Here is a 24431-nt window from a genome sequence, read left to right on the forward strand (position 1 = left end):
GGTACGGTGCACGTTGTTAGCTTACTCGGCAGGCACCACGGTCGGATCGAGTGCATCGATGCCCTCTTGCCGATCATACGCGGCCTGATCGAGAATACCCTGCCGCTTGGCCACGATGGTGGGGATCAGCGCCTGACCGGCCACGTTGACCGCCGTGCGGCCCATATCGAGGATCGGGTCGACCGCCAGCAACAGGCCGACGCCTTGCAGCGGCAGACCAAGTGTCGAGAGCGTCAGCGTCAACATCACGGTTGCGCCCGTCAGACCCGCCGTTGCAGCAGAGCCCAGAACCGAGACAAAGGCGATCAGCACATATTCCTGAATGCCGAGCGGCACGCCATAGAACTGCGCAACGAAGATGGCGGAAATCGCCGGATAAATGGCCGCACATCCGTCCATCTTGGTGGTCGCACCCAGCGGCACGGCGAAGGCGGCATATTCACGCGGCACACCGAGATTGCGCTCCGTGACCTGCTCTGTCACCGGCAGCGTGCCGATGGAGGAGCGGGAGACGAAGGCCAACTGAATGGCGGGCCAAGCGCCGGAAAAGAAGCGGACCGGGTTCAGCCCATTGGCCGCAAGAATGATGGGGTAAACAACGAACAGCACGATGGCGAGGCCGATATATATCGCCGCCGAATACCAGCCGAGCGAGGCCAGCGCTTCCCAGCCATAAACGGCAACGGCATTGCCCAGAAGGCCGATCGTACCGATCGGCGTCAAGCGGATAACCCACCACAAAATCTTGCGCGTAATCGCCAGCAGCGAGCGGTTGAAGGCCAGAAACGGCTCTGCCTTCTCGCCCACCTGCAAGGCAGCGATGCCGACCGCAATCGAGATCACCAGGATTTGCAGCACATTGAAATTAAGCGCAGTGGTAGCGCCACCCTGCGTGATCTTGGTCGATGCCTGGAGACCGAGCAGGTTGGCCGGGATCAGCCCTTTGAGAAAATCGAGCCACGAGCCTGTGCTGGACGGGACCGCCGCAGCCGTCGCCGCAACGCCCGAGTTGATGCCCGGCTGGATCAACAGCCCGAGCGCGATGCCGATGAGAACAGCAATCAGAGCCGTGATCGCAAACCACAACAGCGTCTGCCACACCAACCGCGCCGCATTGTTCAACTCGCGCAGATTGGCGATGCTGGCGACGATGGCGGTGAAAATCAGCAGCGGCACCAGAGCACGCAGCAGCTGAACGAAAATCGTACCGATGGTCGACAGCGTCTGAACCAACCAATTCGGCCCCGCCTCGGACGCGCCCATCTGCCGGGCGATATAACCCAGCACGAGGCCAACAACCATGGCGGCAAAAACCTGAAAGCCGAACGAGGTGTAGAAGGGCTTAGGCGCCCGTGTGGTGGATGATGCAGACATTTTGTATCCGTGAAAAACGAAAAGACGGTGAGGACCGCCTGACGTGACAATGAAGAGATTGCTTCTGTATCGAGCAGATTGCGTAAAATATCAACGAATGGAATTGCGCGATAAGAACGTTCGCCGGAAATTTGTTTCGTCAGCAGCGATTGGGATTACCGAACCCTTGGTGCTCAGCGCTGTATTGCAATATCAAAATTATTCATCGAAACGATATCTGCCACAAGATGGATTTGAAGGACCACAGTCAATAGCCTGTCTGCAATGGAGTCAGCAGGAAGGTTTCCAGTGGTTTTTCTCGATGCGAGTGCGGTTTATCCCATTACCTTGCCTGATGGGACTGTATACAGAGACACAGTTTATTTAAAAAACGTCGTCGATCATCCACGCATGGAAATCGGCGATTTCAGCTACTACACTCACTCTGGAAAGATCGAGGAGACGGCCATCATTCTGGCTCCTTATCTTGGTCCCGGTGTTCGCGAAAAGCTAGTGATCGGTAAATTCGTCCAGATCGCGCGGGGAAGCTACTTTATCACTAGTTCGGCCAACCATCCGATGACGGGTTTCACGACCTATCCGTTTCGCATCTTCAAGCCAGAGACATTCGGCTATAAAGACTTGCCTGTAAAGGACACTATTGTGGGCCACGATGTCTGGATTGGCCAGAATGCAGCCATCATGCCCGGAGTCCACATCGGTCACGGCGCAATCGTTGCCGCCGCCTCTGTTGTCACGCGCGATGTGCCGCCCTACGCCGTTGTCGGAGGCAACCCTGCTTCCATCATCCGAATGCGTTATTCAAGCGACATAGTTGAAGCGCTTTTAAGCTTAGGCTGGTGGAACTGGTCCCTGGATAAAATCGAAGCCAGCCTCGATGCACTAAATAGTGGCGATTTAGCCAAACTCAGGCTGGTCTATGGTGAGGACTCATTCAGGTCCACGCTATGATTGCTGATACGAGAGCAATTGCAGAGAGATAGTTTGCGGCGAGCCTGTCGTATCTTGTTGCGATGCGTCGCCAGTTTTTGAGCCTGCAGAACAGGCGTTCAATGACATTTCTGCGCCTATAAGCTTTGCGGTCGAGTGGATATGGTTTTTTCCGTGTCGCCGATGATGGGATGACGGCCTTGATCTTATGACCTTTGAGCCATCCGCGCAGGCTATCGGCATCATAGGCCTTGTCGGCGAGAAGGCGTCTGGTCGGGCGCACGGCTTCCAGCAAAGGAATGGCTATCCTGATGTCTGCGATGTTTCCTGGTGTCAGAGCAAACGCGACCGGTCTGCCGCAATGATCGGCCAGACAATGGATTTTGCTTGTTCTTCCTCCGCGTGACGTGCCAATCGCTTGCGCCCACGCCCCCCTTTTGAGCTTTGAGCGGAACGATGCGCCTTGATGTGCGTGCTGTCGATGGACAATTCCTCAGGGACGGGGCCGGTTGCAGCCATCTTTTCAAAGATGCGTTGCCAGATGCGCCGTCGTGCCCAACGGTGATAGCGATTGTAGATGGTTTTGGCAGGCCCGTATTCCGGCGGAACGTCACGCCACCGGCAGCCAATTTTCAGCACATGAAGAATACCGGAAATCACACGTCGGTCATCGACACGGCGAGCACCGGGCTGATTCTTCGGCAGGTACGGCTCAATCGCAGCCCAGGCCTCATCAGAAAGCCAGAAAAGATCGCTCATCATGAACATCCTTGCTTTGAAACTCAAACAAGCAAGAATCATGCAATAAAGACAGTTGTTTGATCAGGTCCTCATCCTAGGTAGCAAGAGTACTTTCACGCAATAACTCCGGCGACTAACGTTCGAAAAAGTGCAGTCGATTTCTTGCTGTGATGGAATTGCAAATGAAGCACAGGTCAATCGTTGCCGGTGAAAAACTTCAGAACTGGAGCAGTAGATGGTATTCTATGAGACTGTTTTTCTTGTCAAGAAGCCAGTCAAAAGCGACCGGTCTTTAGATGATCGTTGAAGCGTAAGATCTGTGCTTTCACTTGTAGATATCGCGAAATAATTTTCTCCGCCAAGCTCAGCTCGGTGCTGAAGCGAATAGCCGCAAAGGCTTCATCCCAACTAGCATCATCCCCGCGCCAATCGAGATCAAAACCCGTAGTCTCCACAAAAAGAAGTCCGATACGCTTCTCTTTATTGAAACGCCGCAACAAGGAGTCCACTTCCAAACGCTGATCTGGCGTCGGATGCGCGTTAGAGACAACGAACAGAGTCGGCTCATCGTCGGAAAGCATTCGTTTGGTGCGAAAACACATGGCATCATGCTTTTTACGCGCGTTTGCAAACTGCTCCTCCACGGAAACCATAGTCGAGTCCATTCTGAACTCGTGATGATGTTCCGTACCATAGACTGTATTGACCACTGTTCTTTTAGATGGGGCAAGGTGTTCGAGGCGCATCATACCTTCAAAATCCTGACGCAGGTAGACGATCAAGGCATCAATAGGTGTGACTTGCCAAGAGAACACAGAACTCGGACATCCAAGTGCGGCATTTTTTAAGCCGGACACTCGTCTACGACGTTCGGAAAAATCGCCTGTGAGTCGTCTAACTTGCGATTGCGCTTCGCAACTAGCTCCGAGACTAACAATCCGGCGGAAAACTTGCTCCATGCAAATCCCTCTTCACAACCCGATCTCATTCGCCCATGGCGGGTTCGCCCCCGCGCGCGACACCGTCACAGCCGCAGCCTTCGCGCCCAGCGCCAGTGCCTTGGCGATCTGCTCTTCCGTCAGTGCTGCGACCTGTGGCTTCGTCAGCAAGCCCTGAAGTTTCAACGAGGCGAGGATGCCAGCGTCGAAGGTGTCGCCTGCGCCGACTGTGTCCACCACCTCGACGCGTTCGCTCGGCACTTCCACGCGAAGGTTCGATGTATAGCCGACCGCGCCCTCTGCACCGCGTGTGACGACCACGAGTTTGGCGCCGTGGTGCAGCCAGTGACGGGCAAGGGTGTCCTCATCACCCTCTAGGCCGAACCATGCCAGATCCTCATCCGAGAATTTGACGATATCCGATTTGGCTGCCATGCGGTTGATGCGTTCCAGGTGCTTCTGCTTGTCCTTGATGAAGCCGGGGCGGATGTTGGGATCTAGCGAGATGACGCGTTTTTCGTGTTCGCGCATCAAAAGCGCTTCGTAGGTACCGCCGCAGGGTTCGGGGATGAGGCTGATCGCGCCGAAATGCATGGCTTCGCAATCGGCACCGATGTTGGGCAGATCGCTTTCGGAGAGCATGCGCAACGCCGTGCCTTCATCGTAAAAGGCGTAGGTCGCGTGACCATCCACCAGTTTGACGAAGGCGATTGTCGAGGGGCGATGCGAGAAGGCGCAGAGGCTGTAATCGACATTGCTGTCCCTAAGCGTGTCCTTGAGGATCTCGCCCATCATGTCATCGGCAATGCCGGAGAAGAAGGCGGAGGGAACGCCGAGGCGCCCCAGCGCGACGGCCGTGTTGAAGACCGCCCCGCCTGCATAGGGCGCAAAACCAGGCTCGCCTTTCGTGGTTTCACGCGGCAGCATGTCGATCAGGGCTTCACCACAACACAGGATCATCCGGTCCTCCTCCGTATCAAAAACTAAATCGATTTAAACAACTTCGCCCGAAATGGCCAGATGTCTGCAAATCGAAAATTCTCACCCAAACAAGATCAGGATTGCGGCAATTCGCTGACCCCGCCGCGCGCGGCAGACCATGGCAGCGGGTTGTCGAGGAAGGCTTCGACTTCCGACAAGGTCTTGTCATCGAACAGCTTTTCGCTGCGGGCAACGGCCAGAACATTGCGCCATGTGCTGAGGTAATGCAGCTTCACGTTTCCGTTGGCAAAGCGTGCTTCGGCCTCCGGGAAGATGCCGTAATAGAACAGCGCAATGCCGTGATCGACAATGCCACCCGCGGCCCTGATAGCATCGATGAAGGTGAACATGGAACCGCCAGCAGTCGTCAGATCCTCGATCACAAGCACGCGCGCACCCTCAGGCATATGGCCTTCGATCTGTGCATTGCGGCCATGACCCTTGGGCTTCTTGCGGCAATAGATCATCGGCAAGCCCAAACGTTCCGCCAGGAAGGCGGCGAAGGGAATGCCCGCCGTCTCGCCACCGGCCACGCAATCAAATTTCTCGAAGCCCGCATCGGCAACGATCTTGGCTGCGGCAAAATCCATCACGGCAGCGCGGATGCGTGGGTAGGAAATCAGCTTGCGCATGTCGATGTAAACAGGGCTCTTCATGCCCGATGCGAAGGTGTAGGGGCTTGCCGAGTTGAAATGCACCGCCTTGATTTCCCACAACATTTTCGCAACAAGCTCTGCCACAAGGGCGCGATCCGTGAATGTAAACTGGGACATCGGCATTTTCCTCTTTTGATCATCGAGTGCATAAAAAAACTGCCGGATAAACCGGCAGCGATTGAAATATTCAGGCAACGTCCCAATGCAGCGGGAACATCGGGTCGAACACCGTGACCGGGCCTGCACCGGTGTCGATCTTCTCCGGAAAGTTCACGGGCTCATCGCGCCTGACCATGGTAATCGTGTCTTCATTGGGTGCCAGACCATACCAGGCGGGGCCGTTCAGCGAGGCGAAAGCCTCCAGCTTGTCGAGCGCATTGTCCTGCTCGAACACATGGGCAAGGCAGCTCATGGTGTTGATGGAGGTGTAGACCCCGGCGCAACCGCAGGCACATTCCTTCAGCGGGTCCACATGCGGGGCGGAGTCCGTGCCGAGGAAAAATCTGCTGTCGCCGGAGGTGGCGGCAGCGCGCAGCGCCAGACGGTGCTCTTCGCGCTTGGCAACCGGCAGGCAGTAATAATGCGGCTTGATGCCGCCCACCAGAATGGCGTTGCGGTTGATGATGAGATGGTGGGTGGTGATCGATCCGGCAAGATTGGCCTTGGATTCCCTAATGTAATCCACGCCATCGCGCGTCGTCACATGCTCCATCGTCACCTTCAGTTCCGGCAGGCGCTGGCGCAGCGGATCGAGAACCGTATCGATGAAGACCTTTTCGCGGTCGAAAATATCAACTTCCGGCGTCGTTACCTCGCCGTGGACACAGAGCGGCAGGCCGATCTTCGCCATGCGCTCCAGCACCGCCATTGCCTTGTCCATATTCCCCACGCCGCCATGGGAATTTGTGGTGGCTCCGGCGGGGTAGAGCTTGACTGCGGTGATGAGGCCGCTGGTCTTGCCCTCTTCCACGTCGTCGGGGCTGGTGTGCTCGGTAAGGTAGAGCGTCATCAGCGGTTCGAAACGATCACCCGCTGGAATGGCTTTGACGATGCGGTCCTTGTAAGCGATGGCGTCTGCTGTCGTGACAACCGGCGGCACGAGGTTCGGCATGATGATGGCGCGGGCGAAATGGCGGCTGCTATCACCGATCACGCCTTCCAGCATCGCACCATCACGCAAATGCAGGTGCCAGTCATCAGGGCGGCGAAGGGTGATCGACTTCATCGTGAAACCTCGGGCTTGCTGGAATTGCGCCCGTTTAACACCATTTAACGCGAGAAGACAGCGCCCTAAGCGACTTTTCCGACGCAAAAACGGATGTTAAATCGCGCCCGCCTGCGGACCCCAGACATCCGTCATGGCAAAACCTTCTGCCAGCGGATCGTTCGGGTCTAGCCAGACCTGATGCAGGCCGAAGGTAAAACCACGCCCTGTGATGGTCGGAATGACCGCCGCCTTGCCCGCAACTTCCGTGACCGCAGATAAGCCCACCTCGAACTGCGTGCCGATGATGGAGCGGGATGTGTAGACATCACCCACCTGCACCTTGCCGCGCGCATGCAACGTGGCCAGATTGGCGGAATTTCCGGTGCCGCAGGGGGAGCGATCCGCACGGCCCGGCCACATGGTGGTGCAGGTGCGGATGGTGCCATCGGCTTCCGTATCGCGGAACATGACGTACGCCACGCCTGAAATGGCTGGAATTTCGGGATGCGCAACCGGTATTTCGCGGTTGACGATATCCTTCAACACCATGCCCGCCGCCACCAGCTTAGCCGCATTGGCCGTGTCGATGGTGAGGCCGATCTGGCTCACATCGACAAGCGCATAAAAAATGCCGCCATAGGCGATATCCATGCGGATGCGGCCCCAGTCCGGCGTTTCGATCTCGACATCCAGCTCGTGAACGAAGGACGGCACCATGGTGAGTTTCACCTTCTCGCAGCGCCCGTCGCGGCATGTGGCGGTGGCCTTCACCAGCCCGGCCGCCGTCTCCAGCATCACGATGGTTTCCGGCTCCTTCATCTCCACCATGCCGCTTTCCAGCAGTGCGGTTGTCGCGCAAATGGAGTTGGAGCCGGAGCTTGCATGTGCCTGATCCGGCTGGAGAATGACGAAAGCGGCATCCGCATCCGGGTGTTTAGGCGGCAGTAGCAGGTTGACGGAGCCGATGGGCGCGCCGCGCGGCTCCAGCGTCAGGAAGCGACGAAGCTCTTCGCCTTTTGGGTCGGTGTTCAGCCAGTGCAGTTGTTCAGCCACCGTGTTGCCTGGAATTTTCGGCACGCCACCGGTGGCAACACGCCCGATTTCACCTTCGCAATGAACATCGAGAAGCTGAATTGTGCGTTTGAAGCGCATGGCGATCACTCCGGTAAGATGAGAATAAGCCGGTCATAACTTATAAAATACTGTTTGTATATTACGTGTTCAGCGATCCCGGCATTCCGAGTTTCCACGATTGACGGAAAGGTTACAATCGCTCGACCGCCGCGTGCCGTTGTTCAACGCCTGCGGATCGACCACGCTCGTTGCCGTGTCTCCCACGGAACCAACGGTGTTGCCGACGGAGCGGCCAAGGCGCTCGACCTGTCGTCCATAATTTTCCCGCGTGCGTGGATCGAACACCGCAATCGGCGCGCTGACCACGACGCTTGCCGCCGTACCAACCGTTTGTGCGGCACCTATGCCCACGGCACCGATGGCTTCTCCGAGGCCGACATCGGAATCCGTTACCGTCTGACCATCGATCAACCGCCCACCGATGAGACGCACGACCTCGGGGCTTTCGGCGAATTTGCCGTGGTTGAGGCTATCGCCGGATTTTAGCTTGGTGAGGTCGAGAACCGTGATACCGGCACTTTCCAACTGGCTGCGATAGGGTTCAGCGCCGGGATCGATCTGGCCGAGGCGGTCGACATTGCCGGAAATACGCCGGGAAAGGCTGAGCGCCCGGTCATCCTGCGATACGAACAGCGTAAACTTCGGCTTTTCCTTGCCAAGGCTTGCATATTGGCGCGCAAACACATCCACATCGAGATCGGGTGCAGCCAGAATGACATTGTTGATCTTCGGATAAACCCGGCCATGGCGGATGGCCATCTGGCGCAAAGCCTCTACGGCGAGCCAGGTGCCCATGGAGTGCGCCATGATGGTCACGTCGCTCACCGCATTGTCCTTGGCCAGTCGCGTCAGCATCTCTTCCAGCGCATCACGGGAATAGTTGGTGCTTTCCTTGTCGTAATTGTAATCGAACACGCTGGCGCGCGATGGCCAGGTAAACACCACCGGCAGCACATTTGACCCGGAATCGTGGACGATCTGCGCAAAGCGATAGACCGATTCCTCATAGCGATTGTTGAAACCATGCACGAAGACCAGCACGCGCTTGTTCTTCAAGCTGTTGCGCTTGATCCAGCTTTGGGTGGCCGGATCGTTCTTCAGTGGTTCGACTGAAACGGTGGTGAAGCTTTTCAGCGGATCAGCGGGCAATTTCTTCGGCCATTGCACCTGACCCACCTTGCGGTTGGCCTCGGGCGGAATGGAAACGGAGATGGCATCGACCTTCAACCCCGTGCCGCGCTCGCCTCCGAACAAAATGGCCTTGTCATCGGACGGTGCACGCGTGGTGGCGACTAGAAGGTTGACCGCAGAGGTGCCCTGTACCCTCTGCCCGGTCGGTGTCATGACCCCAATGGGACGACCGCCGCAGCTGACAAGGAAGGCAAGCAGGGTGACTAATGCAACAAGCCTTGCGGCCATTCCGATACTCCGGGAACAAGGCAAAGCCCATGCGTCATAGTGACGGCTTGAAGCTTCAGCATTCAACAGGTCCCGTTATTACAGAATGCTTCGCTCTAAGCCAGCAGCGAGGCGCCGAATGGAATTGTATTTCGGATGTGGTGTGTCGCAACTGCCTCAATGCGCACGCACGACCAAAATGAAGCTGTGTTGTGCGGGGTCGCCTCACCCAACACAGTTTTCTTTAACGTATGACAGTCCGAATACGGTTTTGCCGGTATTACAGGTGGAGCACCTGAGGGGGCATCTGCGGAGCTTTTTCCACAACCACAAGGCCACGGCCAAATTTTATCGAAGCAATGGATTTGGCCAGCGCGATGACGTCATACTGGGTTCGAGAATCCGCTGAATGCACAGCGAAATCACTGTAGCCATAATCCTCGAAAATGCTGTTTTGAATATCGATCAGCATTTTAAAGAATTCTACGGCCGTTACAGATGCATCGCGGTACGCATCCGTATGTCCCCAATACATGCACTCCAGGTCCTCAACGAAATAAACGCCCGTTTCTTTTAGACCATTGTTGAAGAGCGCATTGAAAGAGGCAATTTGATGGGATGCAACATGGCTGCCATCATCAATGATGATGTCAAATGGACCATATTTATCGACAACGGACTGGAGGAAGGCGGCATCGCTCTGATCACCGATTTCCACATGAATATCATGTTGCGGCGCATTGAAGGCGGTACAACTTTCATCGATGTCGATGCCGACGATAACGGCGCCATCTCCAAAAAAACGTCTCCACAGTTGCAACGATGCACCTCGGTAAACGCCAATTTCGAGCACGCGAGGGCTTTTCCCGTGATACGCTCCGAACTCACGGTCATATGTCTGGAAATAGCTGAGCCACTTATGGCCGCCTGGAATAGTGGACCAAACCTGACCAGATACGGTGCGGTCGACAGCAGGGAAGGGAGGAAGCTTGTTGCTTTCCCAAGCGACCTTCGCGCGCATTTCCGCGTTAAGAAGATTGTAAATGCTTTTGGTTGCCATGATTTTCTACTCTCTCAGCTCTTATCGGGCGATATGTATTCGTTAATGCTGCAGGCATTGCATCCGTTGCGCGTGTGAACAGACAAGGCGGTCCTACGCATTGGCGGGATGCCAAAACGGAAGGTGGCCCTATTCACTCTGGCAATAGCTTGGCCAACTCCAGATAGCCGATACCAACTTGAACAAGTTGGCCAATTGCCTGTTGCAGTTGTTCGTCGGTCGCCGTTTCGGGCAAAACGACAATCGGCGATTCTTTTAAAATCGAAAGTGTAAGAGCAAATGCTTCCTGCAATTGATCGATCAGGCGTGCGGTCGCCGCACTGACTGGTTCGTGCTCGCGAAGAATTTTGAATTCCGCTCCCATAAACTCCACACCTATCGCGCGATCTTCATACGCAGCAGTGTTGAATCTTTCGAAGAGAAAGCGCTCCAGATCAATCGTCACTGCGCAATCGATCTGCACGTCATCTCTGGCCGGTGCGCGCAACTCCATCGGAGGATCTATCCGGTTTGACTTGAGAGCGACGAAAACGCTGGTGTCCTCCTGCGCCTCAAGGTGCGCGATGAAATGCGCAGGACTGCGGCCCGTCCCTGACACGTCCACTATCATCGTGCGCCGACCGCGCAATTGCGTAAAATAGGCGGCATAAGCAGGACTGTCGGCAAGCATAAGATCGCGCGACGAGGGGAAGTAGTGGACGGCCATTTTTTTAGCCGACAGACCCATCATCCACCGCACGAGATGAATCCACATATTGGAATCGCGCCCACACATCAACAATGTGTCCGCTTCCAAGGCGCTTGCACGCCTGAGGAGGAGAAGTCCTGCGATGATCAGGAGCGGGATGTTGGCGTCAAATTGCGCCAGTTGCGCCTGCCGCGCCATTTTATCGAAAGAGAAGCTCGTCAGCCGTGCCTTGCGTATAGCTTTGGCAAATTCCTCGAGCCCAACTGAGCAGAGAACCGCTTCTCCCTGCGACCAACCAGATGTCGTTACATATTCTGCCTCTACACCGGCTTTGGCGGCTTGCACGATATCGGAGTGGTGATTATCGCCATAGTGCCGCAGCACGCGATGAGAGCTTAATATCTTTGGCCATATTGTACCATGATGCTTGCCGTGATTGCTGAGGTGGATTGTCAATCCGGGCAGACTGCACTTCTCATCGACGACTTTGCGAATGAAGGACGCGGGTAGATACATGTCGGAAATGATAAGATCGTCATGCCTGACCCGAGATACGAATTCCTGAATGGGAAAGAGATTGTTCCACTCTTCAGAAAGTTCCAACATCTTCAGGCGGTTCAGCGTGCTGTCTGACCATCCGGTTACTTTGGCAAGATTTATGTAGATGTCATCAAGCGAGTAGTTTCCATTTCGCCAAAGCTCTGCCTCGACAAGCTGTCGATAACTTGCAAAACCTTCCACGCGTGACTTCGCTTCGACCAAGCTGAAGATGAGGAGTGGATTGACACAATAACGAGCGACAAGTGTATCGAAAAGGTCAAACGTCTGCACTGCCGGCAGAACTGAACGGACAGCCAGAGGTCTGAAATGGTGGAAATGTGTATCCTGAGAGTTCACGAGGGGCCCTACGATCTCCAGACTGCCGTCCGACGTTTGAACCATTATCGCGACGCACGAAAGAGATCCGTCCTCCCGCAAGATGAGCAGTCTGTTCTGATCAATGCGCCAAGCTGCTTCATTTGGATGGCGATAGCCGCCGATGCGACCATCCTTTTCAAACGTTAGGACAGATGTTATCCGCCGTCTTTCTGGCCCCGCTTCCAAACTGAAGACGTGCGTTGTTAGCCAGTCAGCCTCGATCGGCATCGCCAGAAGCTCATCGGTTGCGCTGTCCAGCACCTGCTGTTTTTCTGTGTTCAGCATTGGCGTTAAACGGAAGTTGACTTAACGAAAATAGCATTCACATCGGTTTGCGCCAGCAGACCGTAACCACGCGGTTTCAGGATTGAGGAAAACTCGTCAAAACGTCCTTCGTGCTCGCACTGTACGATGGTCGGCTGGAAGACGGTATCCATTTCAGAGAGAAGCGCCGCATCCAGTCCTTCGACGTCGACGGAAAGATAGTCGCAATACGCCCCGTAATATTGCTTCAGAAAATCATTGATATGCATATTCTTGCATGTGATCGTGTCGATGATTTTCTCTGTGCCGCCGAACTGTTGAAAGATCGAAATGTGATCCGCCGAAACCGAGGATAATTCACTTTTTTCATGGACGTGAAATTCGATGGTCGGCTCACGGGAAACAGTGACGGCACAATTTGCGATCGTATCGTTGGGTCTCGCTTTAGCCAATGTTTCAGCGAGCGCCGGAATCGCTTCCACCAAAACACCCGTAGCACCGTAAAGCTTATATAGAAGGTAGGTCGAACTCGTCTGGAAGGGGTGGTTTGCGCCGATCTCAATATATCTTATCGTATCCATAGAGCGGCCAGACCTTCGCATCTGCGCACGAAGAACGGATTCTACAATAATATCTTCGTTACACTGCCCATATGTCTCATAAATATTGGTCGTTATTGGCGCCGGACTGATTGAAAAATTATTACACTCGTTGGCTACGAATGGATTTTGAAACACGTTCCGTGCAGTCTTAAGCATGATTGTCATCCCCAGTAATTCATTAAAACGTCGTTCTATTCGACATTGCAATCTCAGTTGATCATCGAATAAAACACGCGTCTTGCCTGAGGCTTGTGAATCAATCCCGTTAGACTTGTGTGCGACACTTGATGCTCAGTGCATTCGGCATCAAAAGCATTTCATGTCGATTATGATGGCATTTGGAATTGCGAAAGTGCGCTTCGCGGGTATCACGATGGCCCAAAAAATCTGACCATCGGATTTTAGGATCTGTGAGGCAGGATGATGAGATTACTGCGGAGTGATTTTCGATTCACGCAGCTTGAAGCATTGTATGCTTCGCATCACGTCTCAAATTTTAGGAAAAAGAGATGGCGCACCCGAAGAGATTCGAACTCCTGACCCCCAGATTCGTAGTCTGGTGCTCTATCCAGCTGAGCTACGGGTGCGTGCCGCAGAAACATGTTCCGTTGGCGTGGCGATCCTCTAAAACGTCCTCGGTTTGAATGCAAGCGATTTTGAAAAGAAATTGTCATTTTGGTGTAATGAAATTTCTAAATATCTGAAAATAAATGATTTTTTGATCAACGTGATTTCGACGGCTCCAAACCGCGCATCAGCCGTTACGCAGTCAGCCGCTTTTACGCCGTTGCGCTGGCGCGAAGGTCGGTGGCAGGGCGGTCAGGGATTTCGATGCGGAATTGGGTGCCGTGGTGGGATTTTTCCACGAGCGCGATGGTGCCCTTGTGCGACAGGACCAGTTCACGGGCGATGACGAGGCCAAGGCCGGTGCCGCCGGAGCGGGCGGAGCCGCGGAAGGCGGAGAACAAGTTCTCCCGGGCCTTTTGCGGCATGCCCGGACCATTGTCGTCAATGACGATGCTGACGACATCGGCGTTGCGCTGTGCGGCAATCGTCAGCCGTTTGGTCGGGTAGTCGTCGCCGCTGGCCTGTTGCAGCGCTTGCACAGCGTTGCGACAGAGGTTGTAGAGGACGCGGAACAATTGTTCGCTGTCGGCATCGATGCGCAGGTCCGCAGGCACGTTGTCGGCGAACTCGATGCCGCTGGTAGGATCTATGGCGAGGATGTCCTTGACGTCCTGCACAAGCTCGTCCAGATCAATGAGGCGGCGCTTTGGCGCGCCTTCTGTGGCCTGTCCATAGGCCAGAACTTCGCTGGTGTAGCCAACGGCGCGGTCGATGGTGCGCAGCAGTTTCGGCGCAAAGCTGCGCACCATGGGGTCTTCGACATCCACGAGCCTGTCCGACATCAGCTGGGCAGAGGACAGGATGTTGCGCATGTCGTGATTGATCTTGGAAACGGCAAGACCGAGATCCGCGAGGTTCTTCTGTTGGCGAAGGGTCTTTTGCAGTTGCGTCTGCATATCGGCCAGATGTCGTCCGGCAACCGCCAGTTCGTCGCTGCCGTCATCGGGTTTGAACACACGCGAGGGATCGTCGGGCTGTTCGGAAAAACCCTGCATTCCCAGCGTCAGACGACGGATGGGCCGGATGAGGATGCGGTTGATCGAGACGAAGATCAGGCTGGCGGTGATCAGCGACAGGGCCACCGAGATCATCAAGACATTGCCCGCATAGGCGATCATCGCGGCCCGCAGCTTATGCTCGCCGATCACGATCTCGATGATCATATTGCTGTCGCCGATGACATCGAAAACGCGGATGACACGGTTGCCACCGAACAGCAGCACGGAAAACGCGTCGCGCACGGCTTCCAGTTGGGAGACATCGGAAAGGTCGTATTGATCATCGACGCTGGGCGGCACCTCGGTCGCGGCCAGCAGCGTGTTGGTGCCATCCTTGCGCAGGGCGATCAATTTGGCGCCGGTGGCGAGCAGAGTGTCGTTCTGGACGGTTCTGGGCAGTTCTGTTTGCAAGCCATCGATGACGATGCCAGCGGCGGCAGCTGTGTTCAGCCTGTCTCGCAGCCATGAAAGGCGCATATTGGCGACGGAGGGTACGAAAATCAGGACTTCGGCGATCATCACGAAGATCACCGTCAGCAACAGCAGACGACCGGACAAGCCTTTCGTCAAGGCAGGTACCTCGCTTTGCGGGTCAGCCTGCTGACGTTCAGTCCGGTTTATGATGGTCGAAAACACCAGGCCTGTTCCTGTTGTTGCGTGCGCCCTTGGTTTCATATCGGCGCATGGCCTGAATTCCAAGCGATAATAGGGTTTTCCGCACGATTTTCAAACGCGTGACAAAGACTGCACGCGCAACGACGGTAAAGAAGAAACCCGCCGATGATGGTATCGGCGGGTTCGATGTGGAGTCACGGTTCGGCTGCGAACGCTTATGCCTTCGTTGCGAGGCTCGACAGCGCCTTGACGAGCCCCTGTGTCGAGCTGTCATGTCCTTCGGCGCTTTCCTTGCCTTCCACCACTGGCAGCAGGCCGGTTGCCAGTTCCTTGCCCAGTTCCACACCCCATTGGTCGAAGGAATTGATGCGGAAGAGCACGCCTTCGACGAAGACGCGATGTTCGTAAAGGGCAATCAGGCGGCCGAGCGCAAACGGTGTCAGCTTGTCATAGACAAAGGTGATCGACGGACGGTTGCCGGTGAAAACGCGGTGTGGGGCGATGAAATCGGCTTTTTTGTCGTCCATGCCCTTGGAGGTCAGCTGCTCCTTGGCCTCGGCCAATGTGCGGCCCTTCATCAAGGCTTCGGATTGCGCAAGGCAATTGGCAATCAGCAACTGATGCTGATGGCGCAGGTCGGGTTCGAAGCCATTGGCGGCAATCATAAATTCGACGGGAATGACGCTCGTGCCTTGATGGATGAGCTGGTAGAAAGCGTGCTGGCCGTTGGTGCCGGGTTCGCCCCAGACCACAGGGCCGGACTGTCCCTCCACCGGCGTTCCATCGATGGTGACGCCCTTGCCGTTCGATTCCATATCCAGCTGTTGCAGATAGGCAGGGAAACGCGACAGGCGCTGGTCGTAGGGCAGAATGGCGCGGGTCGGGTAATCAAGCACGTTGCGATGATAAAAACCGATAAGGCCGAGCAGCATCGGCAGGTTCTGGCGCACTGGTGCTTCCCGGAAATGCTGGTCCATGGCATGGGCGCCATCCAGGAACTTGCCGAAATTCTCAGGCCCGATGGCGATCATCAATGGCAGGCCGATGGCCGACCAGATGGAGTAGCGCCCGCCGACCCAGTCCCAGAAGCCGAAGATGCGGTCGCTTTCGATGCCGAATTTTGCGACCTTGTCGAGTGCTGTGGAAACGGCGCAGAAGTGGTGCTTAACCGCGTCTTCGCCCAGCGCATCGGCGATAAACTTGCGGGCGGTGGCCGCATTCGTCATGGTTTCGATGGTGGTGAAGGTCTTCGACGCCACGATGAAGAGGGTCGTCTCCGGGTCGGTCAGCTTCAGCGTATCGGCGATATGGGCGCCATCGATGTTGGAGACGAAATGGGCGCGCGGGCCATCATGGAAGGGTGCGAGCGACAACGTGGCCATGACAGGCCCAAGGTCGGAACCGCCAATGCCGATATTGACGACATCGGTGATTTTTTTGCCCGTCGCACCCTTGAGGGCGCCGGAACGGATGGCATTGGCAAATTTGCCCATGGCGGCGAGAACGCCGTTCACGTCCGGCATCACATCTTTGCCATCCACCACGACAGGCGTGTTGGAACGGTTGCGCAGCGCGGTGTGCAGAACGGCACGTCCCTCGGTAAAGTTGATTTCCGCGCCTGAGAACATCTCGTCACGCTTCTTCTCGACGCCGCCTTCGATGGCGAGCTTTTCGAGAAGGGCCAGAATGTCACCATTCACGGCGCATTTGGAGAAGTCCATCAACAGATCGTCGAAACGCACGCTGAACTGCTCGAAACGGTTTGCGTCGGCGGCAAAGGCGGCGCGGAGGTCGGTCGCGGCGGTCTTGGCGGCAGTGGATTTCAGGGTCTCGACGATAGCCTGCATGGAATGCTCCTCATGCTCCGGGGAAGGATGAGGAAACTATTCTTTTTCATCGGGCTAAATCAAGGCGCGTGCGTCCAAAACGGTCAAATTCTGCAAGTGGCACCAATCAGTTAGCCAGCTTCCGAAGTTCACGCCGCAAAATCTTGCCCACATTTGTCTTCGGCAGTTCCTGAATGAACTCCACATGCTTGGGTCGCTTGTAATTCGTCAGGCTTTTTGCACAGAAGGCTTTCAGGTCTTCCACCGTCAGCGCGGGGTCCTTCCTGACCACGTAAAGCTTCACCGCTTCGCCGGAATGCTCGTCTGTTACGCCGACCGCTGCGCATTCCTGCACACCGGGGTGGCCGGCTGCCACTTCCTCGATTTCGTTGGGATAAACGTTGAAGCCCGAGACGAGAATCATGTCCTTCTTGCGGTCGACGATCTTGGTGTAGCCTGCCTCGTCCATGAAGCCCATGTCGCCGGACCGGAAGAAGCCGTCTGCCGTCATCACCTTGGCGGTCTCATCCGGGCGCTGCCAGTAGCCGGGCATGACCTGTGGGCCACGAATGCAGATTTCACCGACTTCGCCGAGAGGCAGGCTGTTGCCTTCATCGTCGCGAATATCGACCTCGGTGGAGGGCACGGGAAGACCGATGGTGCCGCTGAAATCGGATCGACCAAGCGGGTTGACGGTTGCGACAGGGGAGGTTTCGGAAAGGCCATAGCCTTCGCAGATATGGGTGCCGGTCACCGATGCCCAGCGTTCTGCCACGGGCCGCTGGACGGACATGCCGCCGCCCATGACGAGCACGAGTGAGCTGAGATCCAGTTTGCGGAAGTCCTCGTTGTTCAAAAGCGCATTGAACAGCGTGTTGATGGCGGGAAAGACGTGTGGCGTATAACCGGACAGTTCTTTGACGAAGCCGGGGATGTCGCGAGGGTTTGCAATCAGCAGGTTGTGACCGCCCAGCGCAATGCCCATCAGCGAATTCACCGTCAGCGCAAAAATGTGATAAAGCGGCAGCGCGCAGACGAAGTTCATCACCTCGGGCCGCTTTTTGTGCAGAAATACCGCGTCCATCCACAGCGCAATCTGCGCCTTATTGGCAAGCAGGTTGGCATGAGTCAGCACCGCACCCTTGGAAACACCGGTCGTGCCGCCGGTATATTGCAGGAAGGCCACGTCGCTGCGGGCGATATCGACCTTCTTGAGCGTGAGCCCGCAGGATTGTTTCAACACTGCCTTGAATCTGATGGCGTTGGGCAGGTCATAGGCCGGAACCATTTTCTTGACCTTGCGAACCACGAGATTGACGATGTGGCCCTTGAGGCCCAGCAGATCGCCCATGGTGGCAACGACGATATGTTGGAGATCGGTTTTTGGAAGCGCCTGCTGCACGACATGGGCGAAGTTCTCCAGAACGAAAATGACTTTCGCACCGGAGTCCTTGAGCTGATGCTCCAACTCACGCGGTGTATAGAGCGGGTTGACATTGACCACCGTTAGGCCAGCCCGCAGGATTGCATAGGTTGCGACGGGGTTCTGGAGAATATTGGGCATCATGACCGCAACACGGTCGCCTTTTTGCAGGCCCAGCGTTTGCAACCACGCGCCGATCTGACGGGTCTGCTCTTCCAGCTGACGGTAGCTGAGCGATTTGCCCATGCTGGAAAACGCTTTGCGATCGGCATAGAGGGCGCAGCTCTTTTCCAGCAGTTCAACGAGGGAGGCGTAACCGAGGTCCGGTAGTTCCGCTGGCACACCCTGCGGATAGGATGCAAGCCATGGCCGCTGGATGATCCGGGTCGCCGGGCTGCTCAAAGTCGTGTCGCTCATGTCTAGTCCTCCCCATGCTGGCATTTGCAATCATCTGCGGTGTGCGCTTCTACCCGCCTGCTCCTCAGCCCGACAGATGCACCAGCAATTTTTGCAATCGTAGATGAAGCCTCCAAAACCATCCACTCACATCAGCGTATTTAACTCTAACGTAAACGTCAACCGAGGCCGTTCCATATTAGCGGCCACTTTTGGCACGGGCAGATGACAAGCGTTTGGGTTTTGACTTTAATCCTGATTTGCGCGATCAACAAACCAAAGCACCGCACGGAAACCAAGACATGTCAGAGATATCAGCCCTGAAACTTCACGCTGTCGGAAAGCGTTTTGGCGGTCGCGATGTGCTCACAGGCATCGATCTCTCGGTCATGCGGGGTGAAGTCATCTGCCTCGTCGGACGCTCCGGCTGCGGAAAGTCCACCTTGCTGCGCATTATTGCCGGGGTGGAAACGCCGGATGCGGGCTCTGTCACGATGAATGGGCAGGAGATCGCAGGCCCCGCCACCTTCATGGAGCCGGAAAAGCGACGCATCGGTTTCGTCTTTCAGGACTATGCGCTGTTTCCGCATCTCACCGTCGAGCAGAATGTTCTCTTTGGCTTGAAAGGCATGCCAAAAGCGCAGGCGAAAGCGCGGGCGGCAGACATGATCGAGCATGTGCGCCTGGCCGACCTTGCCAAGCGCTATCCACACACGCTTTCGGGCGGCGAACAGCAGCGCGTGGCCTTGGCTCGTGCGCTCGCGCCGAAACCGGAAATCCTCCTGATGGACGAGCCCTTCTCCAATCTGGACCGAGGTCTGCGTGACAGCGTGCGCGAGGAAACGCTGGCGCTTCTGCGGGAGCTGAAAACGACCGCGATCATGGTGACGCATGATCCTGAGGAGGCGCTTTCGGCAGGTGATCGTGTGGTGCTGATGCAGGAGGGCAGGGTCGTCCAGATCGGCACGGGCTATGAGGTGCACGACAACCCCGTTAGCCGTTATGCGGCAGATTTCTTCTGCGCCTTCAACAAGGTCGAGGGCACGGTGCGCAATGGGCATGTGAAAACACCCGTCGGCGATTTTCCACACAATGGTACGTTGGCCGAGGGTAGCCCTGCCTACGCCTATATCCGGCCCAGCGCGATCTCGATTTCGCGCGCAGGCGGCGAGGGCGATGTGGCAGGTCGCATCACCAGCCGCGTCTTCATGGGTGAGATCGAACAGGTGTCGGTCAATGTCGATGGTCTGGCGCAGGACTTGCGGGTTCGCAGCATGCGCAGAAGCCCTGTGGATGTGGACACTGTGAGGCTTTCCATCGAGAAAGACTCGGTCCTTATGTTTACTGAAAATTGAATTTTGGCTTGATGGGTCAAAAATCCCTGCCTTATTCAACTCAAAGTGAACAAAACCTCCTGAAATTCCATGGCGATAACTTGATTTAATTGATCATGTATGATGCATGCATTTCCGACGTCATTTTTCGAGTCGTAGGGGATAGACATGACATCTTTGACCAAGTTCGCGCTACTGGCCGGTACGGTGGCCTTTTCTGCCGGTACCGCACAGTCCGCAGAACTCAACATCTACACAACACGCGAGCCAGCGCTGATCCAGCCGTTGCTGGAAGCCTTCACCAAGGAAAGCGGCGTCAAGGTCAACACCGTGTTTCTGAAAGACGGTCTGGCCGAGCGCGTGTTGAGCGAAGGCGCCAGCTCGCCCGCCGACGTGCTGATGACGGTTGATGCCGGTAATCTGGTCGACCTGGTCGAAAAGGGCGTGACGCAGCCTGTCGAATCCGAAGTCTTGACCAAAGCCATCCCTGCCGAACTTCGTGATGCCAAGGGTAACTGGTTTGCCCTGTCAATGCGCGCCCGCGTTCTTTACGCCGCCAAGGATGTCGACGTGTCCTCGTTCAACTACGAAGACCTCGCCGATGCCAAGTGGAAGGGCAAGGTGTGCATTCGCTCCGGCCAGCACCCTTACAACACGGCGCTGTTTGCCGACTACATCGCCCACCACGGCGCTGAAGCGACCGAAAAGTGGCTGGCTGGCGTGAAGGACAATCTGGCCCGCAAGGCTGGCGGCGGTGACCGCGATGTTGCCAAGGACATTCTCGGCGGCATTTGCGATATCGGCATCGCCAACTCCTACTATGTCGGCCTGATGCGCTCCGGCAAGGGCGGCGAAGAACAGGTCAAGTGGGGCGAGGCCATCAAGGTCGTTCTGCCAACCTTCAAGGACGGCGGCACGCAGGTCAACGTTTCTGGTGCAGCCGTTGCCAAGAATGCGCCAAACAAGGCAGAGGCCGTCAAGCTTCTCGAATATCTGGCGTCCGATGAAGCCCAGAAGATCTACGCCGAAGCCAACTACGAGTACCCCGTCAACAAGGGCGCTGGCGTCGACAAGATCGTCGCTTCTTTCGGTGAGCTGAAGATCGACAACAAGCCACTGACGGAAATTGTGTCCCACCGCAAGGAAGCCAGCCAGCTGGTGGACAAGGTCGGCTTCGACAACTAAGCGAATGGGCATGACGCGCCCGGTATGGGTGCGTTGAGTTCTTGCCTGCGCCAACCACACACTCCGTCATCCTCGGGCTTGTCCCGAGGATCTGCAACGGACCGGGTTTGGTGACGTGGGTGGATCCTCGGGACAAGCCCGAGGATGACGGAGCGAGCGATTTATTCTCGACAATCTCAGGCGCCCGTTTCCCGCGGGCGCCTTGCCTGTTTCCCGCAAAGCGATACCCAAGATCAGCATGCGCGCCACCAACTGCACGGCCATCCGTTCCAAACCCAGACTGCGGATCAATTCCGCGTCGTGGTGGCTTGTGGCATCCTGCGGCATTGCGGCACTGGCTATGCTGCCGGTTCTGGCGCTGTTGTCAGAGGCTATCAAAGGCTCTTCTGGGCTTTGGGAGCACCTGCGCGACACGGTGCTGGCAACCGCGCTTCCCGAAACACTGATCCTGCTGCTCGGCGTCGGCCTTGTTGCCGGGGTTATCGGAACCGCCAGCGCATGGCTCGTCAGCGCCTATGATTTTCGCGGACGAAAACTGCTGGAGTGGGCGCTGCTGCTGCCGCTGGCCATGCCGACCTATATCGTCGCCTACGCCTATCTCGACATTCTGCATCCGCTGGGTCCGGTGCAGGGAGCGGTTCGCTGGCTGCTGGGATATTCCAGCCCACGCGAATTTCGGCTGCCCGATATCCGCTCGATGACGGGCTGCATCATCCTGCTCGGCTTCGTGCTTTACCCTTATGTCTACATTCCTGTCCGGGCGATGTTTCTGACGCAGGCCGGTAACCTGCTGGATGCGGCGCGGATGCTGGGAACCTCGCGGCACGCCGTGTTTTTCCGCGTCGCCGTCCCGCTCGCACGCCCGGCCATAGCCGTCGGCATCAGCCTTGCATTGATGGAAGCGCTGAACGACATCGGTGCATCCGAGTTTCTCGGCGTGCGAACGCTGACGGTCTCGATCTACACGACATGGGTCACCAAGTCTGATCTGCCGGGCGCATCGCAGATTGCGCTGTGCATGCTGCTGCTGGTCGTCGCGCTGATTGCCGTGGAGCGATGGGCGCGGCGCAGGCAGTGCTATTCGACCTCGGCACAGAAGAGCACGGTGCTCGCTCCTGCCCGTGTTGGCGGGCTCGGCGGCTTGTTGGTTTTTCTGCTCGGTGGTTTGCCGATCCTGATCGGTTTCGTCGCCCCGGCCATCTATCTCACGGTCGAGGCGTGGAAGCGTTACCAGTTTGGCGGGCTGTCATCGCGCTTTGCCTCGGAAGCCATGAATACCGTTGCTTTTGCTGGAACCGCCACGCTTGTCACCGTGGGTGCCGGGCTGGTCATTGCCTACGCCATGCGGATCATTCCCGGAAAGGCATCGCTCTGGTCCTTCCGGTTGGCCACGGTCGGCTATGCGGCACCGGGAACCGTGATCGCCATCGGCGTGCTGATTGCGCTGGGAAGTTTCGACAGGTTTCTGGATCAGACGCTGCAACAATGGTTCGGCGTTTCCAGCGGCCTGCTGTTGATCGGTAGCGGTGCTGCTCTGATCTTTGCCTACGCCGCTCGTTTCCTGACGATAGCAGGCGGCGGGATCGATGCCGGCTTGAGCCGTATTCCGATGTCCTTCGATCATGCCTCGCGCACTCTTGGCCGCACATCCACCGCAACATTCAGCGCCGTTCACTTGCCCTTGTCGAAAGCAGCCATGGCGGCAGCGGCACTGCTGGTGTTCGTGGATTGCGTCAAGGAACTGCCCGCGACACTTCTCTTGCGCCCGCTCAATTTCGAAACCTTTGCCACCCATCTCTATGGTGAGGCCGCGCGTGGCACTTACGAGGAGGCCTCGATTGCCGCCCTCGCCATCGTCGTGATCGGCATCCTGCCTGTCATCCTTCTCGCACGCGTCGGCCGCGTCAGGCGCTAATTCTGATCATCGCGCGCTTTGCATTTCGAGCGGAGATCGAGGCGCTGGACTGGCGCCAGCCAACTTTGCGCGGAACGATTTTGCCGCCCTCGGGTTTACAAGCCATAACGCATACAAGCCTAAGGAGGAAACGTTATGGTACATCATGAACCCCGCGCCGGTCAGGACCCCTACGTCAAGGACACGCCGAGCTTCATCGCCAGCGACAAGGTCGAAGGCACCAGCGTTTACGGCGCAGACAGCAAAAAGATCGGCTCTATTCAGCGCATCATCCTCGAAAAGCGCGGTGGCCGCGTCGCCTACGCCGTTCTGAGCTTCGGCGGCTTTCTGGGCATCGGTGACGACTACTATCCGCTGCCATGGGAAAAGCTGCATTACGATGAAGAGCTTGATGGCTACCGCATCGACCTCATCAAGGAGCAGATCGAGAACGGACCACGCTTTGCCAACCGTGATGACGAGAGTTTCCTCGGTCGCGATGACCGGACCGTTTACGACCACTACGGCGTTCCGCCATACTGGATGTAACACCGAAAAAGAGATGGCCCCGGAAGGGGCCATTTTCTTGTTCAACGATATCAGAAATCAAGCAGTGGTTGTAAACGCAAAATCCGATCTCAGTGAGCCCGGTGCAATTTTGCTTCAGACACCGCATCTTCAAAACACCTGCGCGCTTCCTCGGCAGTCTTGCGACCATCGAGTGCAGCACGGCACGCGCTTCTGGCGCGGACAAATGTCAATCCACGCGTATGCGGCCAGTTTTCAGTTAAAAGTGCCAGCGCGTCGAACGGGCCGGCGATTACGTCTTTGTCGGCTTTGTCGAAATTCACTTCGACAGGCTTTGTCCATTTCGTTTGTTGCATCGGACGCCTCCCTAACAGCCCATGTCAACGAGCGATAAGCTGACATGGTTCCCATCGAAGAGAATATTTGCAAAGACGCAGATTTACAACGGTAAAGTTGTGGTCTCAGCGGAAGCCGAAGAAGGACAGAATTGCGAGTACGATGACGACCAGGCCGACGATGTAAATGATCTGATTCATGGATAATCTCCGCTTTGTGAGATCGAACCGAGCGGGCTGACCGCTGCTGCAATGTTCGATGCTGAAACATATGACACTCACCGTAACGTGAGCGCCTGCGTGAGGTTCCATGAATATGAGAAATTCATTGTGCGCGAGCAGATTGCGCTCTCGGCATCGATAGGGTCGAGAGCGCGTT

The 24431-nt window shown here is 56.4% G+C and carries 20 protein-coding genes and 1 tRNA gene; 5 read left to right on the forward strand and 16 right to left on the reverse strand.

Annotated features, from left to right (window positions below; genetic code table 11):
* Window positions 1-21: 21 nt before the first annotated feature.
* Complete coding sequence (locus HRR99_RS01100) at window positions 22-1374, reverse strand: dicarboxylate/amino acid:cation symporter (RefSeq protein ID WP_233122459.1); 1353 nt, start codon at window positions 1372-1374, stop codon at window positions 22-24.
* Between the two features lie 288 nt (window positions 1375-1662).
* Here HRR99_RS01100 and HRR99_RS01105 point away from each other — a divergent pair, with 288 nt between their 5' ends.
* Window positions 1663-2325 (forward strand): CatB-related O-acetyltransferase, encoded by a 663-nt coding sequence (locus HRR99_RS01105; RefSeq protein WP_233122460.1) that lies wholly within the window; start codon window positions 1663-1665, stop codon window positions 2323-2325.
* Here HRR99_RS01105 and HRR99_RS01110 read toward each other — a convergent pair.
* From HRR99_RS01110 to HRR99_RS01175, 14 genes are all read right to left on the reverse strand, one after another.
* Window positions 2309-3063, reverse strand: a protein-coding gene (locus HRR99_RS01110) for an IS5 family transposase (RefSeq protein ID WP_233122461.1) whose coding sequence is annotated in 2 segments (ribosomal slippage) — window positions 2309-2733 and window positions 2733-3063 — 756 coding nt in all. Because the reading frame shifts where the segments join, the coding sequence is not laid out codon by codon here. The two genes, HRR99_RS01105 and HRR99_RS01110, sit on opposite strands and share 17 nt — an antisense overlap.
* A gap of 257 nt (window positions 3064-3320) precedes the next feature.
* Complete coding sequence (locus HRR99_RS01115; RefSeq protein WP_233122462.1) at window positions 3321-4004, reverse strand: hypothetical protein; 684 nt, start codon at window positions 4002-4004, stop codon at window positions 3321-3323.
* A 12-nt stretch (window positions 4005-4016) separates the two neighbouring features.
* Window positions 4017-4943 carry a carbohydrate kinase family protein gene (locus tag HRR99_RS01120; RefSeq protein ID WP_233122463.1) on the reverse strand — a complete coding sequence of 309 codons (927 nt, stop codon included), beginning with the start codon at window positions 4941-4943 and terminating at the stop codon, window positions 4017-4019.
* Window positions 4944-5038: 95 nt separating this feature from the next.
* Window positions 5039-5737: an orotate phosphoribosyltransferase gene (locus tag HRR99_RS01125; protein WP_233122464.1), complete on the reverse strand. Its 699-nt coding sequence runs from the start codon at window positions 5735-5737 to the stop codon at window positions 5039-5041.
* A 70-nt stretch (window positions 5738-5807) separates the two neighbouring features.
* Window positions 5808-6845: a dihydroorotase gene (pyrC, locus tag HRR99_RS01130; RefSeq protein ID WP_233122465.1), complete on the reverse strand. Its 1038-nt coding sequence runs from the start codon at window positions 6843-6845 to the stop codon at window positions 5808-5810.
* Window positions 6846-6941: 96 nt separating this feature from the next.
* A complete protein-coding gene (locus HRR99_RS01135) occupies window positions 6942-7979 on the reverse strand; it encodes a 4-hydroxyproline epimerase (protein WP_233122466.1) in 1038 nt (345 codons plus the stop codon).
* A gap of 69 nt (window positions 7980-8048) precedes the next feature.
* On the reverse strand, window positions 8049-9380 hold the full coding sequence (locus HRR99_RS01140; protein ID WP_233122467.1) for an alpha/beta hydrolase: 1332 nt from the start codon (window positions 9378-9380) through the stop codon (window positions 8049-8051).
* Between the two features lie 259 nt (window positions 9381-9639).
* A complete protein-coding gene (locus HRR99_RS01145; RefSeq protein WP_233122468.1) occupies window positions 9640-10419 on the reverse strand; it encodes a class I SAM-dependent methyltransferase in 780 nt (259 codons plus the stop codon).
* Window positions 10420-10552: 133 nt separating this feature from the next.
* A complete protein-coding gene (locus HRR99_RS01150) occupies window positions 10553-12310 on the reverse strand; it encodes a hypothetical protein (protein WP_233122469.1) in 1758 nt (585 codons plus the stop codon).
* Between the two features lie 5 nt (window positions 12311-12315).
* Complete coding sequence (locus tag HRR99_RS01155; protein WP_162694540.1) at window positions 12316-13047, reverse strand: FkbM family methyltransferase; 732 nt, start codon at window positions 13045-13047, stop codon at window positions 12316-12318.
* A 354-nt stretch (window positions 13048-13401) separates the two neighbouring features.
* Window positions 13402-13478 (reverse strand) — tRNA-Arg (locus HRR99_RS01160).
* 192 nt (window positions 13479-13670) lie between these two features.
* Window positions 13671-15035, reverse strand: coding sequence for a sensor histidine kinase (locus tag HRR99_RS01165; protein WP_233123536.1), 1365 nt, complete (start codon window positions 15033-15035; stop codon window positions 13671-13673).
* Window positions 15036-15346: 311 nt separating this feature from the next.
* A complete protein-coding gene (gene pgi / locus HRR99_RS01170) occupies window positions 15347-16978 on the reverse strand; it encodes a glucose-6-phosphate isomerase (RefSeq protein ID WP_233122470.1) in 1632 nt (543 codons plus the stop codon).
* 106 nt (window positions 16979-17084) lie between these two features.
* Window positions 17085-18797 (reverse strand): long-chain fatty acid--CoA ligase, encoded by a 1713-nt coding sequence (locus HRR99_RS01175; RefSeq protein WP_233122471.1) that lies wholly within the window; start codon window positions 18795-18797, stop codon window positions 17085-17087.
* Between the two features lie 281 nt (window positions 18798-19078).
* Here HRR99_RS01175 and HRR99_RS01180 point away from each other — a divergent pair, with 281 nt between their 5' ends.
* The 4 genes from HRR99_RS01180 (at window position 19079) to HRR99_RS01195 (ending at window position 23738) form a co-directional block, all read left to right on the forward strand.
* Window positions 19079-20131 (forward strand): ABC transporter ATP-binding protein, encoded by a 1053-nt coding sequence (locus HRR99_RS01180; RefSeq protein ID WP_233122472.1) that lies wholly within the window; start codon window positions 19079-19081, stop codon window positions 20129-20131.
* A gap of 147 nt (window positions 20132-20278) precedes the next feature.
* Complete coding sequence (locus HRR99_RS01185; protein ID WP_111839949.1) at window positions 20279-21295, forward strand: Fe(3+) ABC transporter substrate-binding protein; 1017 nt, start codon at window positions 20279-20281, stop codon at window positions 21293-21295.
* 340 nt (window positions 21296-21635) lie between these two features.
* Window positions 21636-23210, forward strand: a complete 1575-nt coding sequence (locus tag HRR99_RS01190) for an ABC transporter permease (protein WP_233123537.1) — start codon at window positions 21636-21638, stop codon at window positions 23208-23210.
* Window positions 23211-23345: 135 nt separating this feature from the next.
* Complete coding sequence (locus tag HRR99_RS01195; RefSeq protein WP_233122473.1) at window positions 23346-23738, forward strand: PRC-barrel domain-containing protein; 393 nt, start codon at window positions 23346-23348, stop codon at window positions 23736-23738.
* 89 nt (window positions 23739-23827) lie between these two features.
* Here the strand turns inward: HRR99_RS01195 and HRR99_RS01200 are convergent, their stop codons facing one another.
* A complete protein-coding gene (locus HRR99_RS01200) occupies window positions 23828-24073 on the reverse strand; it encodes a DUF982 domain-containing protein (protein WP_111839946.1) in 246 nt (81 codons plus the stop codon).
* Window positions 24074-24431: the final 358 nt, after the last annotated feature.

It is taken from the genome of Agrobacterium vaccinii (assembly GCF_021310995.1).
Taxonomy (GTDB): Bacteria; Pseudomonadota; Alphaproteobacteria; order Rhizobiales; family Rhizobiaceae; genus Agrobacterium; species Agrobacterium vaccinii.

Coding starts and splice junctions, on each gene's coding strand:
- HRR99_RS01195 (WP_233122473.1), top strand. CDS start 23,346: ATGGTACATCATGAACCCCGCGCCGGTCAGGACCCCTACGTCAAGGAC.
- HRR99_RS01145 (WP_233122468.1), bottom strand. CDS start 10,419: ATGGCAACCAAAAGCATTTACAATCTTCTTAACGCGGAAATGCGCGCG.
- HRR99_RS01175 (WP_233122471.1), bottom strand. CDS start 18,797: ATGAGCGACACGACTTTGAGCAGCCCGGCGACCCGGATCATCCAGCGG.
- HRR99_RS01125 (WP_233122464.1), bottom strand. CDS start 5,737: ATGTCCCAGTTTACATTCACGGATCGCGCCCTTGTGGCAGAGCTTGTT.
- pyrC (WP_233122465.1), bottom strand. CDS start 6,845: ATGAAGTCGATCACCCTTCGCCGCCCTGATGACTGGCACCTGCATTTG.
- HRR99_RS01100 (WP_233122459.1), bottom strand. CDS start 1,374: ATGTCTGCATCATCCACCACACGGGCGCCTAAGCCCTTCTACACCTCG.
- HRR99_RS01140 (WP_233122467.1), bottom strand. CDS start 9,380: ATGGCCGCAAGGCTTGTTGCATTAGTCACCCTGCTTGCCTTCCTTGTC.
- HRR99_RS01165 (WP_233123536.1), bottom strand. CDS start 15,035: ATGATCGCCGAAGTCCTGATTTTCGTACCCTCCGTCGCCAATATGCGC.
- HRR99_RS01120 (WP_233122463.1), bottom strand. CDS start 4,943: ATGATCCTGTGTTGTGGTGAAGCCCTGATCGACATGCTGCCGCGTGAA.
- HRR99_RS01185 (WP_111839949.1), top strand. CDS start 20,279: ATGACATCTTTGACCAAGTTCGCGCTACTGGCCGGTACGGTGGCCTTT.
- HRR99_RS01190 (WP_233123537.1), top strand. CDS start 21,636: ATGCTGCCGGTTCTGGCGCTGTTGTCAGAGGCTATCAAAGGCTCTTCT.
- HRR99_RS01200 (WP_111839946.1), bottom strand. CDS start 24,073: ATGCAACAAACGAAATGGACAAAGCCTGTCGAAGTGAATTTCGACAAA.
- HRR99_RS01115 (WP_233122462.1), bottom strand. CDS start 4,004: ATGGAGCAAGTTTTCCGCCGGATTGTTAGTCTCGGAGCTAGTTGCGAA.
- HRR99_RS01150 (WP_233122469.1), bottom strand. CDS start 12,310: ATGCTGAACACAGAAAAACAGCAGGTGCTGGACAGCGCAACCGATGAG.
- HRR99_RS01135 (WP_233122466.1), bottom strand. CDS start 7,979: ATGCGCTTCAAACGCACAATTCAGCTTCTCGATGTTCATTGCGAAGGT.
- HRR99_RS01180 (WP_233122472.1), top strand. CDS start 19,079: ATGTCAGAGATATCAGCCCTGAAACTTCACGCTGTCGGAAAGCGTTTT.
- HRR99_RS01155 (WP_162694540.1), bottom strand. CDS start 13,047: ATGCTTAAGACTGCACGGAACGTGTTTCAAAATCCATTCGTAGCCAAC.
- pgi (WP_233122470.1), bottom strand. CDS start 16,978: ATGCAGGCTATCGTCGAGACCCTGAAATCCACTGCCGCCAAGACCGCC.